This is a genomic window from Boudabousia marimammalium, from assembly GCF_001936115.1.
Lineage (GTDB): Bacteria > Actinomycetota > Actinomycetes > Actinomycetales > Actinomycetaceae > Boudabousia > Boudabousia marimammalium.
Genome location: NZ_MPDM01000001.1, coordinates 234,611 through 249,204, shown reverse-complemented (window position 1 = coordinate 249,204; position 14,594 = coordinate 234,611). Strand labels below are relative to the sequence as shown.

Sequence of the window (14,594 nt, the reverse complement as noted above, 5' to 3'; positions counted from 1 at the left end):
CAGGTGTTTCCAAGCAACTTCACCTCATCCGAAAGAATGATTTTCCACCCGAACCTGGCACTCATAGGGGAGTTGGAGCGTCAGCCGCCTAGGCAGACAGCCTCAAATAGTTTTCAAGCTAAATCCTGAAAGTTTTTTATGAACCTAGCTGGGCAGCATTTTCTAAGACTTTTTCCAAGCCCAGTAGATCACCAAGGTGCCAAGAGACCCGACCGCGAAAACGATCAGTGTCGACGCAATCGCTAACTGGTATACAGGCATCAGCAAAAACACACTGAACGACACCCCGAAAGGCACAGCCCAAAGCTGCACAAAATGCTCATACTTTTTCGCACCAGCCTTCACCAAGGTCACTGCTTGGAACACTGAGATTAAGGTGAGCAGTACCGAGAACCCAATCACGCCAGCTGTGCCATTTGCCCAATAACGCTCAAAAACCGCGTAGACTCCAAGCATGGCGAAGCCAGCACAAAAAGCATTCACAAAATAACCAACAGTGTTGCCCACAGTATGCCGAGACTGAAAATCATTCATGCCAGCTTCTCCTTGTGCTGCCCAAAGTCTGGATTTACCCGCCGCCAAGGCGGGCAAAATATTTACACAAATTGTAGTAAACCACGGTTTAGCTCGTCAATGATTTCCCGACTACTCCACTAACTCGTAGAATCAGACTGTGAACACTGCAAAGACACCTCAAGCCAGCGTGAATCCGGCCCTGACTCTCAGCCAGTCAGCTCGCCGCACCCCGCACCGTCTCAGCATTGTCGGTGCCGAGGGGGAGTTCACCGTCTTCCAGTCGGCAGCCACCGTGAGCCGCCTAGCCCAGCATCTCCTGAAAACTGGCATAAACCCTAGCGATAAGGTTGCTTTGCACGCCCCGAACTCTGCTTGGCATTTGTTTTTCTTTGCTGCTTGCGCCCGGATCGGCGCCGTCTTTGTTCCCCTAAACTGGCGGATTCCCCCAGCTCAGGCAGAGGTGATTGCGGAAAATATTGGTTGCCGGCGCCTGTTCACACCTGAAACACTGACGGAACTGCACACCCTCGTCCTCGGCCCCGCACACACCGACACCCCCAACCTAGACAAACTGGATCAACTTGACGCCCAGCTTCCCCCCATTCCAACTGACGATGACGCCCCCATCCTGGGGATGCTGACTTCTGGGACGACCGCGAACCCGAAGCAGGTGCTGCTCAGCGCGAACCAGATTTTTTGGGCGTGGCAGAACTTTCGGGACGCTTTCCGTTACTCTGCCGCGGACACGGTGCTAGTCGCGGCGCCACTGTCGCATATTGGCGGGCTGAACGGCACCACGAACGATATTTTTGTGGGCGGCGGCACCGTCATTATTGAGCAAGATTTCAACCCTGAGCGCCTCCTACAGCACATTGAGAAATACCAGGTGAATCAAATGTTCGGCGTGCCCACCATGTACCGGGCGCTAACCCTCGCCCCGAATTGGGGTAGCGCCGACCTGTCCACTTGGCGTAATCCGCTAATTGGCGGGGACACGCCCTCCCTTGACCTGCTTCACGCCCTGACCGAGCGTGGCCTCAGCCCTATCAACGTGTTCGGCATGACGGAAACCGGTGGCGCCGGCTTTTGCGCGCACACCGGCCATGCCCTCACCAGCACCGGCATGGTGGGTTTCCCTTTCCGGTTCGTGCAGGCTCGCATCGTGGAGGAGGCCGAGGGCACCGCGATGCAACCGAAACTGCCGCTCACTGACTGCGCTGACGGGCAGCCCGGCCTGGTTGCGCTACGCGGCCCCGGCGTCATCACCGCCTACGCTGACCCGGGGCACACGAAGGCCGGCGTGATTGACGGCTGGCTCTTAACCGGCGATATTGGCAGCCGTGACGCACTGGGCCGCTACCGGATTCTGGGCCGCGCCGCCGACCGCATCATTTCCGGCGGCGAGAACATCAACCCCGCCGAAGTGGAGGCCGCCCTGCGCCCCCTCCCCGCCTTCGCTGACTGCCTAGTGGTGGGCGTGCCGGATGAGGTTTGGGGGGAGGTCGTCACGGTTCTCACCGCTTCCAGTTTTGGGGCCGAGGACGAGGGGGCAACGGCCTCAGAAACCGCGGATTCACCGCGCAACACCAGCAGCCAGACAGCTGGCAGAGGGGATCTGCTGTCTTTGGCCCGGGCGGCTGCGGAGTCAGCCGGTCTGCCCCGCTTCGCGTGGCCGAAACAGGTCCTGCAGGTGGATGCTTTGCCTTTGAATGCGAACGGGAAACCGGATCGGGCGGCAGCCCGCACCCTCGGCACCCAGCTGAGCAACAACTTGACCTAAACTTGGCGCAGACTTAACGCCTGCACCGAGTCTAAGTCATTCATTTTACCGGGGTCGTCTTTGTAAAACTGCCTGCACCGGAGTTATTTTTTGAATCCAAGCGGCTGCCTCTGGATTTATTCGTCTAGCAGTATCAAATAGCGCACGCTGGTACTGCTCGATGCGTATAACCTCGTCCCATGTGAGTCGTGGCTCAACAATGAATGATTCCTGATGTGAAGCTCGGTTCCGAAGTTTGCGTATCGTCTCCACATCATCTTCGAATATGCTTCGCCTTCGTTCTCTATAGAATGGCATACCGCCATTGTGCGGGTTCACCAATGCCCTCCATATCGTGGCTTCAAGTCGCCGCGCCAGAAGAAAACGCCAGTTGTCTAACGACAGTTCCGCAACTATTGCGCCCGCTGTAGGATTGCTACCCGGAGATTGGTTACTTAGTCTGCGCTTAACTTTTCGTATCGAATTTTTAAAAGGATTGTTAAACGGATACCGGTTTTTGCATTGTACTAATGGTGAATCTTGACAACAATCAAACCAAAACTCTGTACCAGCGTCAGCTGTCATTCGGGCATGAATGAAGTTACGCAGCAACACCTCTACGTGTTCCACTTCCACTAGAAAGGCCTTGGACAATTCAGTGTTCCATTGGTAGAGAGCAATCGGCTCAGATGCGGTGGCGTATTTTTGCAGTCTGGGCGTTGAAAACCACTGCTGCAGGTTTGACAGATCCGGCGAAAACTGGTAGCTTGATTCACAGAGAGTCCCGGAAAGGTCAATGCCGCGAAACATCGGTACACCTCCGGGGCTATTGCTTTGTAAAGAGTTACTCATTCAATCACACCGCCCGGCAAAAGTGCTTTAAACTCCTTCAAGGCTTCAACTTTGAGTTCCTCAGCGGACCACACACGGTTAGGCGGGCCCTGCCGAGAAGCCAAGAAATTGTGCGCATAGCGGTACCGTTCTTGAGGACTGAAAGGTTTAACAACAAAGCAACGACCACCCGAGTCCCCATACTCGCCACGAATCCAGGCGACGATTACTCCACCGTCAAGTATGAATCCAGCATAGGAAGCAACAAGGATTGAGTGGTTCTTAACTAGAAAGTCAGTATCGTCTTGACTGACCCGCCAGTAACCGGACACTCGCAAACTGCCATCTTCAATAGCTTCCCAAATCTCAGGATCAACTCCCCTTTGGACGCTTTCAAGCCATTCCGGAGAAGGATTTAAGGACAAATCAAAAAAGACCGAGGGGCTACTTCCAGAACGTTCAACCCCCATTGAGCAAACTAAAGCCCTCTGATTGTCATCAATCAGTAGTGGGCGATTCCTTGCGGATGCCAGATAGGCCAAATCCCAGCCTGAATAATTCTGATTTCGCTGGCTGGCTGGCACGTCCTCCACACTGATTAACCCAAGGTCAACCAGTTTGCCCAAAGAGTTAGATCCAAGTCCAAGAATTTTTTTGGCTGTTTCAAAGCCGTAAGCGTGAGTCCCTAGGGAATACACCGTCTACCTCCTTTTGTTAGGGCCTTGCGGCCGTCACGTTGTGGTTCATATTGGATACCGATTGGCTCCGTCCCAATAGACTAACAGGAGATACCCAACAATGCAACCTAAGCGTCCTGATCTATATTATTAAGATTTTTAGCAGCAGACCCTGGCTACCGCCGAGTCAACCGGACTGCCCCGCTTCGCGTGGCCGAAACAGGTCCTGCAGGTGGATGCTTTGCCTTTGAATGCGAACGGGAAACCGGATCGGGCAGTAGCCCGCACCCTCGGCACCCAGCTGAGCAACAACTTGACCTAAACTTGGCGCAACCGGCCCTTCAGTTTCCCGGTCGCCCCTCTTCGTCAAGTGTGCACCTTACGAACAATTGTGCACCTTGCAAGGTGCACAATTGTTTTTAACCATCCCAGTCGGTGAAGCCGTCGCTCAGGCCCCAAGGCTACTGCCCAGGCCGCCGCCCAAGCCAATCCCACCAGCACCCGCCCAACCGCAGAAAATTCAAGCAATCGCGGGCAATCCCACACTTCTAACGGCTTACATTGCCAGCCAAAGACTGCTATCCTTGTAGGCACGCGCTAAACGGGCGGATTGCACCATGCAAGAATCCTGTTGGCGTGCATACAACCCTCCTGTCACGGAAATACCGTGACCGTTAAAGACCAAAGGAGGTGGGTTTAAGTATGCGTCAGTATGAACTGATGGTAATCCTCGACCCCGAGATTGATGAGCGTACCGTCGCTCCTTCACTCCAGAAGATTCTGACTGTGGTTACCGACAACGGTGGCTCAGTAGAGAACTTGGACGTGTGGGGCAAGCGTCGTCTAGCCTACCCGATCAATAAAAAGAACGAAGGCATTTACGCAGTCATCGACATGACTACTACCCCTGAGCATGCGAGCGAGCTGGATCGTCAGCTGAACTTGAATGAGTCCATTATGCGGACCAAGCTCATGCGCCCCGACGCTCACTGAAGCACAACAAATAACCGTTCAAAGTAGAACTGCTTGAAGGAGCAATAATGGCTGGAGAAACTACTCTCACCGTAATCGGAAACTTGACCGCTGACCCGGAACTACGCTTCACCCCCTCGGGTGTGGCCGTGGCTTCTTTCACGGTTGCTTCCACCCCTCGCACCTTCGATCGTCAGTCCAACGAATGGCGTGATGGGGAAACCTTGTTCATGCGTTGCTCAGTGTGGCGTGAGGTTGCGGAGAATGTTGCGGAGTCCCTCACTAAGGGAATGCGCGTCATTGTTCGGGGCCGCCTAGAATCGCGATCCTATAAGTCGCGTGAAGGGGAGAATCGCACTTCGCTGGAAATGCAGGTGGATGAGGTTGGTCCGTCGCTTCGTTACGCTAAGGCTCAAGTGACCCGCAATCCGCGCGAAGCCGCGGGTGGCGGCGCTGGTGGCCGGGGCGGCTACAGCAACAACGGTTATGGAAATGGCGGCTCAAGCCAAGGAAACTATGGTGGCGGACAACCCCAGGGTGGGTTCGCAGAACCTGTTGCAGGTGGCGCCCCGCAAGATCCTTGGGCGACTGGTGGGGCTTCCACCAGCTTCGATGATGAGCCTCCCTTCTAACTAATCATGTCAGTCACCAACTCAAGGTGACAGCCCACCCCTAACCGGGGTTTCTCGGGCAAAATCGTAAGGAGATACCACCATGGCGAAGCAACCACTTCGCAATAAGCCTATTAAAAAGAAGGCTAATCCGCTGAAGGCAGCAAAGATCGAAAAGATCGATTACAAGGACACCGTTCTGCTGCGTAAATTCATTTCCGACCGCGGCAAGATCCGTGCGCGTCGCGTCACTGGCGTGAGCGTTCAGGAGCAGCGCAAGCTGGCCAAGGCGATTAAGAACGCACGCGAAATGGCCCTGTTGCCCTACTCAACTTCCGGCCGCTGAGCAGAAAGGACATCATAGATCATGAAACTTATTCTGACTCACGATGTAGAAAAACTCGGCTCCGCTGGCGACGTTGTGGAGGTGAAGGACGGTTACGCACGTAACTTCCTGATTCCCCGCAAGCTCGCTGTGAAGTGGACCAAGGGTGCTGGCTTGCAGCTGAAGCAGATGGCTGCGGCCCGTCGCAAGCGCGAAATCACCTCCATTGAGGATGCCCGCGCGGTACGTGACACCCTGCAGTCGGCCCTGATTGAACTGGCTCTGCCCGCAACTGAGAACGGCCGCCTCTTCGGCTCCGCCTCTACCGCGGATATTGCTGATGCCGTTAAGGCTCAGCTGAACCAGACCATTGACCGCCGCAAGGTTGTCATTGACGCACCGATTAAGACCATTGGTAACCACGAAGTGACAGTTAATCTGCACGCTGATGTGGTCGCCACTGTGAAACTGCTGGTGTTGCGCGGCTGATTTCAGCCCGCGATTCAGCAGCGTCTGAACCTAGAGAATCCCCGAACTGGAATCTTCAGTTCGGGGATTCTCTGTCTGTGGCAACTGTCAGCTAGCGTGGTGCGCTAACCGCTTCACAATGATTCCTAAAATCACCCATCCGGCAATGATCATCCAGGAGACTGGCTTCAGCGCCGCCGGGGAGAACGGTAACACTTGCAGCGCAATAATGATGCCCCCAAAAAGCACCGCTAAACCAATCCCGACTTTCCCGCCGGGCACCTGATAGGGCCGAGGAAGATCCGGCTCCGTGTACCGCAAGCGCAGGCAAGACGCCGCCGCCATCGAGCAGGCCAGCACGAATGAGAATGAGGAAACCTCAGTCAGCGGAATCAGTAGATTTCCGCCCAGGAACGGCCCAATCAGGGTGGCTACAGCCAGCACCAGATTAGCGGTCTTGGGGGTCCCTGATTTCTCATCAACCTTCGCGAAGCTGCCGGGCAGATACTGTTTTCGTCCCATCGCCAGCATGATGCGGGCACTGGCGCCGAAGAAGGCGTTCATGGGTCCAACTGGGCCTATCGTGGCGATCAGCAGCATCGGCAGGTAGAACCACATGCTGATGAATGCCAGGGTGGATAGCGCAGGCACCGGGTGGGTGACTGCTTCGGTCCACGGCATGATAGTTCCGAAAGCGTAGATGCACAGCATGTAGAAAGCGCCGGAGGCCAACAGTGCCGCAGCAATAATCCAACCGAATTTTTTCCAGTTCAGGTCGGCTGAGGCTTCCTCGGCACTTTGCGGGATGGTGTCAAAACCCGCATAGAAGAACGGGGTGATGACTAGAACCGCAAGGATGCCGTACCAGAAGTTTCCGGCCTGCGTGGATACTTCCGCAGCGGAGCCGGAGGCGTCCGCCGGGATGGCTTCAAAGATGGGAGTTAGGTTCGCTGGTGAGCCTTTGAACAGGGAGATTGCCATCGCCAAAACCATTCCCGTTAGCAGCGCCTTGGAGAGGAATCCTCCCAGTTTTGCCGCCGATTTCGCGCCTTTGAAGTTCAGGTGGATAACCAGCAGGCAGATGCTCACGGAAATGATGGTGGGGTAGAGGTAGATGGGGGAGCCGGCCACCCGGTACAGTTCCACGGAGTTCATCCAGTTCAGCCACGGCAGTTGCGCCCACATGGAGGACAGTAGCGCGGAGATCGCGATTGCCTCCCAGGGGCACAAGATTGCGTTGCCGAGGACGAGGAACCATCCGGTGAAATGCCCGGCCAGCGGCCCGAAGGCCCGGTCCGCATATTCTACGATGCCACCGGAGATGGGGATGGCGGCGGTGAGTTCACCGAAAGTAGCCCCGATAGGTAGCAGGAAGAGCGCCCCAATTAGGAAGGCAATCATTGCGGAAAGCGGGCCACCGCCCATAATCATCCAGTCGCCAACCAGTAGCACCCATCCGGTGCCGATGATCGCTCCAAACCCCATGGTGAAGTAGTTCCACAGGCTGAGGGACTTCACCATTTGTCCGGATTGTGGAGCGGAAGTGGATTGTGTTTCCATCGCTCTTTTCCTTCTGTATCGAATTGTTTTTGGGCTTATTTCCTACACCTATCGGGGTCTTTCGAATGGACAATTTCAAACGACTTATCGCTTAACGATCACGCCTTCTTTCATGATGGTGTGCATATTTTCGCGTGTCAGGTCGCGGATATTGGTGGCGGGGTCGCCGTCAATGATCAGCAGGTCAGCGGACTTTCCAGCTTCCAGGGTGCCGGTCTCATCCGCGACTCGCAGCATTTGGGCGCCGTTCTTTGTGGCGCAGGTGATTGCGAACAGGGGTGAGAATCCGGCTTTCTCCACGAAGGAGTAGATTTCCCCGATCAGTGTTGTTCCGTACGGGGTGAGGGATGAGCAGAAGGAGTCCGATCCGGTCACCAGCACAATGCCTTTCTGGTCGGCTTTGCGGAGGTTGTCGTAGACGCGGGCTAGTTCGCGTTCTTCCCTGGTTTCACCCGGATACTTGTCCTGCTCCGGATTGTATTCTGGCGGATAGGTCTTAAACCATTGCTCCAGGAACTGAATCGTGGGGCAGAAGTAGATGCCTTTCTCCGCCATAATATCCAGGCAGTCCTCATTCAGGGTTTGCCCGTGAATGATGAGGTGGACGCCGGCTTTCGCCGCCGACAAGGCTCCCTCGTAACCTTCACAGTGCGCCCACACGGGCACGTTAATCATGGCTGCTTCGTCTACTGCCGACTGGATTTCCTCATCGGAGTAGTGGGTGAGTAGCTTATCGTCGTGACGCCAGATACCGCCACCGGTCGCCCAGATCTTGAAGGCGTCCACGTCTTCGCGGGAGCGTCGCCGCATGGCTTTACGGATCTCCCATGGCCCGTCTACACGTTCGGCCCACGGATGCGACATTTCGTTGTATTCGAGGGGGAGTTTGTGTGAGTCGCCGTGTCCGCCGGTGCGGCAGAAGCCCAGGCCGGTGACCACCATGCGGGGGCCTTGCATGATCCCTGCGTTAATAGTGTTTCGGATCGCCACTCCGGAGCGGGAGATTTCACCGACCGTGGTGAGACCGCTTTCGAGGGCGTCATGCGCCTGCTGCACCGCAATCACGGTTTTTTGGGTGACATCATCCAGCACCCATTGGGTGTCGTCATCTGATTCGTTGCCGGTGAAGTGAAGGTGTGAGTCAATCAGACCTGGCATCACGGTTTTTCCGGCAGCGTCGATTACCTGATATTCGGTACCAAATTTGTGGGCTGGTCCAGCGTATTCGATTCGTGCGTCAGAGACCAGCACGGTTGAGTTTTCTACTGGTGTTCCGCCATTGCCATCAATGAGTTTCCCACCAGTGATAGCAAACTTTGTCATCATCTGCTCCTTTACAGAAATGAAAAGGGATAACCCCTGTGAGATATGCCTCACATATAATTCAGATTACTCCGTTCCTTAAAAAGCTCAAGATGGTAACTCAACCCGGTCAGGAAAAATGGATGCAGACCTATATCAAGCAGGAAAACCAGGGGCTTTTGTCCTAGTTCTGGTTGATAAAAAACCAGGAGTATTCCCCGGCGTCACGGGGGATACTCCTGGTTCAATTAGCTTTGAGTTACGGTTTTTCTACCGTCTTCTTAGCTTCAGGTGTCTTAGCTGCATTGTTTTTGCCGCCGCTAGATTTACTACCCTTATTTGTCTTATTGTTCTTGGTTTCTTCCGGCGCAGGTGCAGCCGGGTCAGTCTCAGGAGTCTCGTACGGGATCGCTTCTTCGGTGTGGGATTTCTCTGAAATCTCATTCTCCATACGTTCAGGCTTCTCAAATTTCTCTGCCTCAATTCCGTTCAGGGCCCGCACCATGTACTGTCGCCAGGTGATTGCCGGGATGGAACCGCCGGTAATCTCGCGGAAGTTACCAATCGGGGAGAGAGATTCTGAGCTGCCATCTGCGCCGACCTGATATAAACCAATCACCGTGGTCCATTGCGGAATGATACCAACGAACAGGGCGGACTTATTGTCGGAGGAAGTGCCGGTCTTACCAGCTATCTGGTATCCGCGAATCATAGCTCCACCAGCAGAACCGCTGCGTTTCACTACATCTTGCATGGCGTCCAAAGCGTGCTTAGCCAGATTAGCTTCCACTACTTGCTCACCGGCGGTCGGCTCCGTGTACACAATCTCTCCGTTGGGGCTGCGTACTTCACGGACCAGATGAACATCAACCTGCTTACCGTAGTTACCAATGGTGGCGAAGGCCTGCGCTAGGTTAATCAGGTGCGGGGAAGCAGAACCCAAAGAGTTAGACAGGTTGTCATCAAGGCCGAGGGTGTCACGGGGGATACCTAGCCGAATAGCCATTTCTTTAGTCTTATCTGGACCAATCTTGTCATTGACCCGTAAGAACGCAGTATTCATTGATAGCGCCAAGGCGCGACGCAAAGGCACCTTACCGTAGGAAACACCGCCGTAGTTAGAGGGGCGGTAACCACCGGGGAATGAAGCCGGTGAGGAACCATCCACAATAGTTCTGTTGTTGTACTCTCCACTCTCGTAGGCAGCCAGCAAGGTGAAAGGCTTGAACGTAGATCCGGCCTGCAAAATATCTTCAGTAACCGTATTGCGCTGTGACTTGTTGTAGTCAGCCCCAGCGTATTCCGCGATGATGGAACCGGTCTTATTGTCGACTGAAATCATCCCCACCCGCAGGTTCGGGGATCCCGCCGGCATCTCTTTAATGGTCTGCTCCATGGCTTCCATCCGCGGCTGGTTCAGCGTGGTAACGATGGTGTAACCGGAAGCTGCTAGGTCACTGGCATTCATGCCGGCCTTTTCTTTTAGCTCGGCCGTGACTTGGTCAAGGATGTATCCGGAGTTTCCGCTGCGCCGACTCAGCGGGCTCTTTTCTAAAAATTCAGGGAATTTAGCTTCATTCTTCTGCGCCTGAGTAATGTAACCATCCTCGGCCATCAAGTTGATAACGCGAGTCCAACGCTGCTCAGCTTTTTCCCGGTTCTTCGCGGGATCCCAAGCCGAGGGGGCCGGGATAATTCCAGAAAGCAGAGCGGATTCAGAGATTGTCAGGTCCTTCGCAGACTTACCGAAATAGGCTTGTGAGGCTGCCTCAATGCCGTAGGCGCGGCGACCGAAGTAAATGGTGTTCAGATAGTTGCCTAGGATTTCTTCCTTGGATTGCGACTGGTTAATCTTCAACGCCAAAATAACTTCCCGGTATTTTCCGGTGTAGCCGGCAGTTGACCCCTTGTAGTAGTTTTCCACATACTGCTGGGTCAGGGTTGAACCGCCCTGACGCGGGTTGCCACGAATGTTATTCCAGAACGCACGGGCAATACCTTTCAGGTCAATGCCACTGTTCTCATAGAAGCTGCGGTCTTCAGAGGCGACAACCGCTTTGCCCACATATTCGGGTAAAATCGCCGGATCAATGATGGTGCGGTCAATCTCAGAGAGGGAACCAATCTCGGTGGTCCCATCATCGTAGGTCACGGCGGTCCGCTGCAAACGCACGGCATCATCTACCGGGGGTACCTTAATCACCAGGTAGGAAATCATGAAGAAGATTGCACCCAAGATAATGCCGGCCAGAATAATCCAGGCCAGCCAGATTAGTGTGCGCTTCCACCAGGGCCGCTTCGGTTTTGGTTTTGCCTTTGCCACGGCTTCTCCCTCTAAGTTTTCGTTTTCTGCACCTGCGGGGTTTAGTGCCGAGGGGGAGCTCCCCTCAGTCCCCGGAATACTGGCCCAAGCGGCGTGCTGAACCAAGGTGGGTTCCACGGGTTCCACGTCGTCAATCAGTAGTGTTTCATCATCGAAGTCCGGGCTGATGGCCTCTTGCCACTCTTCCACGCCTTCAGGAAGAGGCACGGTAGCGGCTGTGGCTCCAGCAGCGAAAACTGCCATGCTTTCAGCTTCCGGTTCTGGGCTGGGAATGGTGGTCGCTACGCTTTCTGTTTCCGTCTGAACCTCTGTCATGTAGTTCAGTTCCGTTTTAGCTTCAGGTTCTTGGATTAGGAACTCATTGCTCTGGTTCACCGCGGCGCTTTCAGCGCTTTCTGTTTCCTCTGGCTGCGGGTGTAGTCGAGAGCGGCGGATCGGAGTCGGCACTTCTGGCACGTCTTCTTCCTCCGCCTCTATCGGGCGCAGAATTTCTACCTTCGAGTCCTCTACCGGGGCAGGCGGAGCAGCCGGTGTTTCCGGAGCTACCGGAGCACTTTCAGGGGAGCGGCTTGCTCGCCGGGAAGGGAACTGCCTGCGGGCCCGCTCGGTTGCGCTCAAAGGAGGCTCAGAAGACTGGGATTCACCTGAATCAGAACCGGTGGGAACCGGCGGAATCCGCGAGTCAGTGTACTCACTTTCTTCACTGAGGGGACGCCAAGGCAGGCGCGGCTGCGAATCGGCTTCGCCGTGATTCTCAGGGGACTTATCCAAGTCGTTTTCATCCCAGTTATTACTCACCAAACACCTCGTTGCGATATATGCAGTATTGCTCTGATTCTACCCCTTAATTTGGGGAACAATCTTTTCACTTATAAGAGACCGTCACGGTTTTCCTCCCACCATGACAAAAGTTCCGCTTTCGCTACCTCTGGTTCAACCGGGCCGCGCTCTAATCTACGATCCAGTAGGTAGGCACGGGCAGCGCCGACAGCGCGTCCTGGCTTCAGATTCAAGATTTGCATAATGTCGTCCCCGTCCAGTTCCGGACGGATCGCGGCCAGCTCTTCTTCCTCGGCCAGTTTCTTGATTCGCTCTTCCAAGCTGTTGTATGCATTAGCCAACCGGCGGGCTTTACGCTGATTACGGGTAGTCACATCCGCCCGGGTGAGGCGGTGGAGGCGCTCCAACTGATCTCCCGCGTCAGCAACGTAGCGGCGCACCGCTGAGTCTGTCCAAGCATCCTCGCCATAACCATAAAAACGCATGTGGGAGGCAACTAGGTGCGAGACAGCCTTGATGGTGACCTTATCGAACTTCAAGGCCTGCATACGTTTACGGGTGAGGCGGGCGCCCGCCAGTTCGTGATGGTGGAAGGAAACTTTTCCGTCCGCATCAAATTCGCGGGTAGAAGGTTTTCCTACGTCATGCATGAGGGCCGCGAAGCGCAGAATAAAATCGGGGGCGGGCACTGGCCCGTCCGGTCCAGTCTCCAAATCTATGGCCTGCTCAACTACGGTTAGGGTGTGTTCGTAAACGTCCTTGTGTCGGTTGTGCTCATCGGCGGTTTCACGCAAAGCAGACAGTTCCGGCAAAACCACGTCAGCCACGCCAGTGTCAACCATCAGTTCCAGTCCGGCCCGCGGGTGATCACTAATCATCAACCGTTTGAGTTCTGAGCAAATCCGCTCTGCCGACACGATTTCTAGGCGCTGAGCCATTTCCGTCATGGCAGCCACCACATCCGGCGCCACTGAGAAACCTAGTTGCGCGGCGAAACGGGCGGCGCGCATAATCCGCAAGGGATCATCGTCGAAGGACTGTTTAGCGGTGACAGGGGTGCGTAGGAGCTGAGCGGCGGCATCCTCCAAACCGCCGGTGGGATCCACCCAAATCATTTCGGGCAAGCGCACCGCCATGGCGTTGACCGTGAAGTCACGCCGGGTCAAATCCCCTTCCAAGGTGTCGCCGTAAGCGACGGTGGGTTTACGGCTGGAAGCATCATATTCTTCAGTCCGGTAGGTGGTTACTTCCACCACTAGGTCACCGCGGGCGGCTCCGATGGTGCCGAACTCTTTTCCAATATCCCACACCTTGCCCCACTGGCCGAGGAGGCGTTCAGTTTCTTCTGGGCGCGCATTCGTGGTCAGGTCAAAGTCGTGCGGGACCACGCCGAGGGCGGCATCACGAACCGGGCCACCAACTAGGGCTAGTTCGTATCCGGCGTCAGCGAAGATTTGACCAACCTCTAGGACAGCGGGGGGCAATACCCCTAAGGCTTGCTGCGCGTTGAGCAATAATTGGGCGACTGAAATATCAGAATTTGAAGAACTCATCCCTAATAGAGTGCCATACCGTGAGACAATTCGAATGAATCAACATTGAACCATTAGCATAGTAGTTATGTATATCGATCCGTCGCGCAGTGAGCGCCCTAGCTTTAAGTCGTCCTCCGGGCCGGCTGAGGGGCGCGAGACCTCTACGCCACGGAACTTCTCACAGCCCCCTAACTCACCTCCTTCAAGCACTCCTGAGAATACCGCTTTTACCCTGCGATCTCAAGGAAAATACGATTCTCAGGAGGTTCTTCCCAGCGGTTCAGATCAGGCGGGCAAGCCAGCTGCTGATCGCTCTGCTGAGAACCCTCAGAGTGAGGAAGAAGAAGGCCATCAGCATCATCCTCGGCAAGATAAATCCAGCAAAACTGGAATTGGTCACATTCCCACTCCGCAGATGGTTTCACGTCGTTTGTCACGTACCGGTACCATGATTGGGAGTGTCCAGTCTGAGCGGGCGCGTCCGCCAGTCTATGATGAGACTTCCGCTGGCGGCCTAGTGGTCGCCAAGATTGATGGACGGGTAAGTGTAGCGGTGATTGCCCGCCGTAATCGCACTGGCAACATTGAATGGTGTCTCCCGAAGGGGCACGTGGAACTGGGGGAAACCATCCAGCAGGCTGCGGTTCGTGAAGTTGGCGAAGAAACCGGCATTCACGGCCGCGTGATCACGCACCTAGCTTCGATTGACTACTGGTTTGCGGGCTCATCTCGACGAATTCATAAGGTCGTCCACCACTATCTGATGGAGGCTCTGTCTGGGGATATTACCGTGGAAAATGACCCTGACCATGAGGCGGAGGTGGCGGCTTGGGTGCCTTTAAGTGAGGTGGCGCAGCGCTTAGCTTATCCGAATGAGCGTCGAATTATTGCGATTGCTCAAGACCTGCTTGATTTGGAGGACTAGCTTGGCACGG

The 14,594-nt window shown here is 55.1% G+C and carries 14 protein-coding genes; 6 read left to right on the top strand and 8 right to left on the bottom strand.

Annotation, left to right across the window (positions count from 1 at the left end):
• Positions 1-162: 162 nt before the first annotated feature.
• Positions 163-534: a hypothetical protein gene (locus BM477_RS01095; RefSeq protein WP_075360822.1), complete on the bottom strand. Its 372-nt coding sequence runs from the start codon at positions 532-534 to the stop codon at positions 163-165.
• Between the two features lie 139 nt (positions 535-673).
• On the opposite strand from BM477_RS01095, the gene BM477_RS01090 reads away from it, so the two are divergent.
• On the top strand, positions 674-2,296 hold the full coding sequence (locus BM477_RS01090; protein WP_075360821.1) for a class I adenylate-forming enzyme family protein: 1,623 nt from the start codon (positions 674-676) through the stop codon (positions 2,294-2,296).
• A 45-nt stretch (positions 2,297-2,341) separates the two neighbouring features.
• Here BM477_RS01090 and BM477_RS01085 read toward each other — a convergent pair whose 3' ends face one another.
• From BM477_RS01085 to BM477_RS01075, 3 genes are all read right to left on the bottom strand, one after another.
• Positions 2,342-3,127: an Abi family protein gene (locus tag BM477_RS01085; protein WP_075360820.1), complete on the bottom strand. Its 786-nt coding sequence runs from the start codon at positions 3,125-3,127 to the stop codon at positions 2,342-2,344.
• Positions 3,124-3,804 (bottom strand): hypothetical protein, encoded by a 681-nt coding sequence (locus BM477_RS01080; protein WP_075360819.1) that lies wholly within the window; start codon positions 3,802-3,804, stop codon positions 3,124-3,126. The genes BM477_RS01085 and BM477_RS01080 overlap by 4 nt, the downstream gene beginning before the upstream one ends.
• 166 nt (positions 3,805-3,970) lie before the next feature.
• Positions 3,971-4,153, bottom strand: a complete 183-nt coding sequence (locus BM477_RS01075) for a hypothetical protein (RefSeq protein WP_075360818.1) — start codon at positions 4,151-4,153, stop codon at positions 3,971-3,973.
• 332 nt (positions 4,154-4,485) lie between these two features.
• Between BM477_RS01075 and rpsF the strand changes: the two genes are divergently transcribed.
• The 4 genes from rpsF to rplI all read left to right on the top strand — a co-directional run bounded on the left by rpsF (position 4,486) and on the right by rplI (position 6,180).
• Entirely contained in the window at positions 4,486-4,776 is a 291-nt protein-coding gene (gene rpsF, locus BM477_RS01070) for a 30S ribosomal protein S6 (protein ID WP_075360817.1), read from the top strand.
• 47 nt (positions 4,777-4,823) lie between these two features.
• Positions 4,824-5,387 (top strand): single-stranded DNA-binding protein, encoded by a 564-nt coding sequence (locus BM477_RS01065; protein WP_075360816.1) that lies wholly within the window; start codon positions 4,824-4,826, stop codon positions 5,385-5,387.
• 82 nt (positions 5,388-5,469) lie between these two features.
• A complete protein-coding gene (gene rpsR / locus BM477_RS01060) occupies positions 5,470-5,712 on the top strand; it encodes a 30S ribosomal protein S18 (RefSeq protein ID WP_075360815.1) in 243 nt (80 codons plus the stop codon).
• 21 nt (positions 5,713-5,733) lie between these two features.
• Positions 5,734-6,180 (top strand): 50S ribosomal protein L9, encoded by a 447-nt coding sequence (rplI, locus tag BM477_RS01055; RefSeq protein ID WP_075360814.1) that lies wholly within the window; start codon positions 5,734-5,736, stop codon positions 6,178-6,180.
• Positions 6,181-6,267: 87 nt separating this feature from the next.
• Here rplI and BM477_RS01050 read toward each other — a convergent pair whose 3' ends face one another.
• The 4 genes from BM477_RS01050 to BM477_RS01035 all read right to left on the bottom strand — a co-directional run bounded on the left by BM477_RS01050 (position 6,268) and on the right by BM477_RS01035 (position 13,677).
• Entirely contained in the window at positions 6,268-7,719 is a 1,452-nt protein-coding gene (locus tag BM477_RS01050) for an APC family permease (RefSeq protein WP_075360813.1), read from the bottom strand.
• 84 nt (positions 7,720-7,803) lie between these two features.
• Positions 7,804-9,045, bottom strand: coding sequence for a metal-dependent hydrolase family protein (locus tag BM477_RS01045; protein WP_245792782.1), 1,242 nt, complete (start codon positions 9,043-9,045; stop codon positions 7,804-7,806).
• 235 nt (positions 9,046-9,280) lie between these two features.
• Complete coding sequence (locus tag BM477_RS01040) at positions 9,281-12,142, bottom strand: transglycosylase domain-containing protein (protein WP_075360811.1); 2,862 nt, start codon at positions 12,140-12,142, stop codon at positions 9,281-9,283.
• 71 nt (positions 12,143-12,213) lie between these two features.
• A complete protein-coding gene (locus tag BM477_RS01035) occupies positions 12,214-13,677 on the bottom strand; it encodes a CCA tRNA nucleotidyltransferase (RefSeq protein ID WP_143230156.1) in 1,464 nt (487 codons plus the stop codon).
• Between the two features lie 430 nt (positions 13,678-14,107).
• On the opposite strand from BM477_RS01035, the gene BM477_RS01030 reads away from it, so the two are divergent.
• Positions 14,108-14,584, top strand: a complete 477-nt coding sequence (locus BM477_RS01030) for an NUDIX hydrolase (RefSeq protein ID WP_075360921.1) — start codon at positions 14,108-14,110, stop codon at positions 14,582-14,584.
• Positions 14,585-14,594: the final 10 nt, after the last annotated feature.

What these genes read in the sequence shown, in the direction of transcription:
- BM477_RS01095 (WP_075360822.1), bottom strand. Translation starts at nt 534, where the DNA reads ATGAATGATTTTCAGTCTCGGCATACTGTGGGCAACACTGTTGGTTAT.
- BM477_RS01085 (WP_075360820.1), bottom strand. Translation starts at nt 3,127, where the DNA reads ATGAGTAACTCTTTACAAAGCAATAGCCCCGGAGGTGTACCGATGTTT.
- rpsF (WP_075360817.1), top strand. Translation starts at nt 4,486, where the DNA reads ATGCGTCAGTATGAACTGATGGTAATCCTCGACCCCGAGATTGATGAG.
- BM477_RS01065 (WP_075360816.1), top strand. Translation starts at nt 4,824, where the DNA reads ATGGCTGGAGAAACTACTCTCACCGTAATCGGAAACTTGACCGCTGAC.
- rpsR (WP_075360815.1), top strand. Translation starts at nt 5,470, where the DNA reads ATGGCGAAGCAACCACTTCGCAATAAGCCTATTAAAAAGAAGGCTAAT.
- rplI (WP_075360814.1), top strand. Translation starts at nt 5,734, where the DNA reads ATGAAACTTATTCTGACTCACGATGTAGAAAAACTCGGCTCCGCTGGC.
- BM477_RS01050 (WP_075360813.1), bottom strand. Translation starts at nt 7,719, where the DNA reads ATGGAAACACAATCCACTTCCGCTCCACAATCCGGACAAATGGTGAAG.
- BM477_RS01045 (WP_245792782.1), bottom strand. Translation starts at nt 9,045, where the DNA reads ATGATGACAAAGTTTGCTATCACTGGTGGGAAACTCATTGATGGCAAT.
- BM477_RS01035 (WP_143230156.1), bottom strand. Translation starts at nt 13,677, where the DNA reads ATGAGTTCTTCAAATTCTGATATTTCAGTCGCCCAATTATTGCTCAAC.
- BM477_RS01030 (WP_075360921.1), top strand. Translation starts at nt 14,108, where the DNA reads ATGATTGGGAGTGTCCAGTCTGAGCGGGCGCGTCCGCCAGTCTATGAT.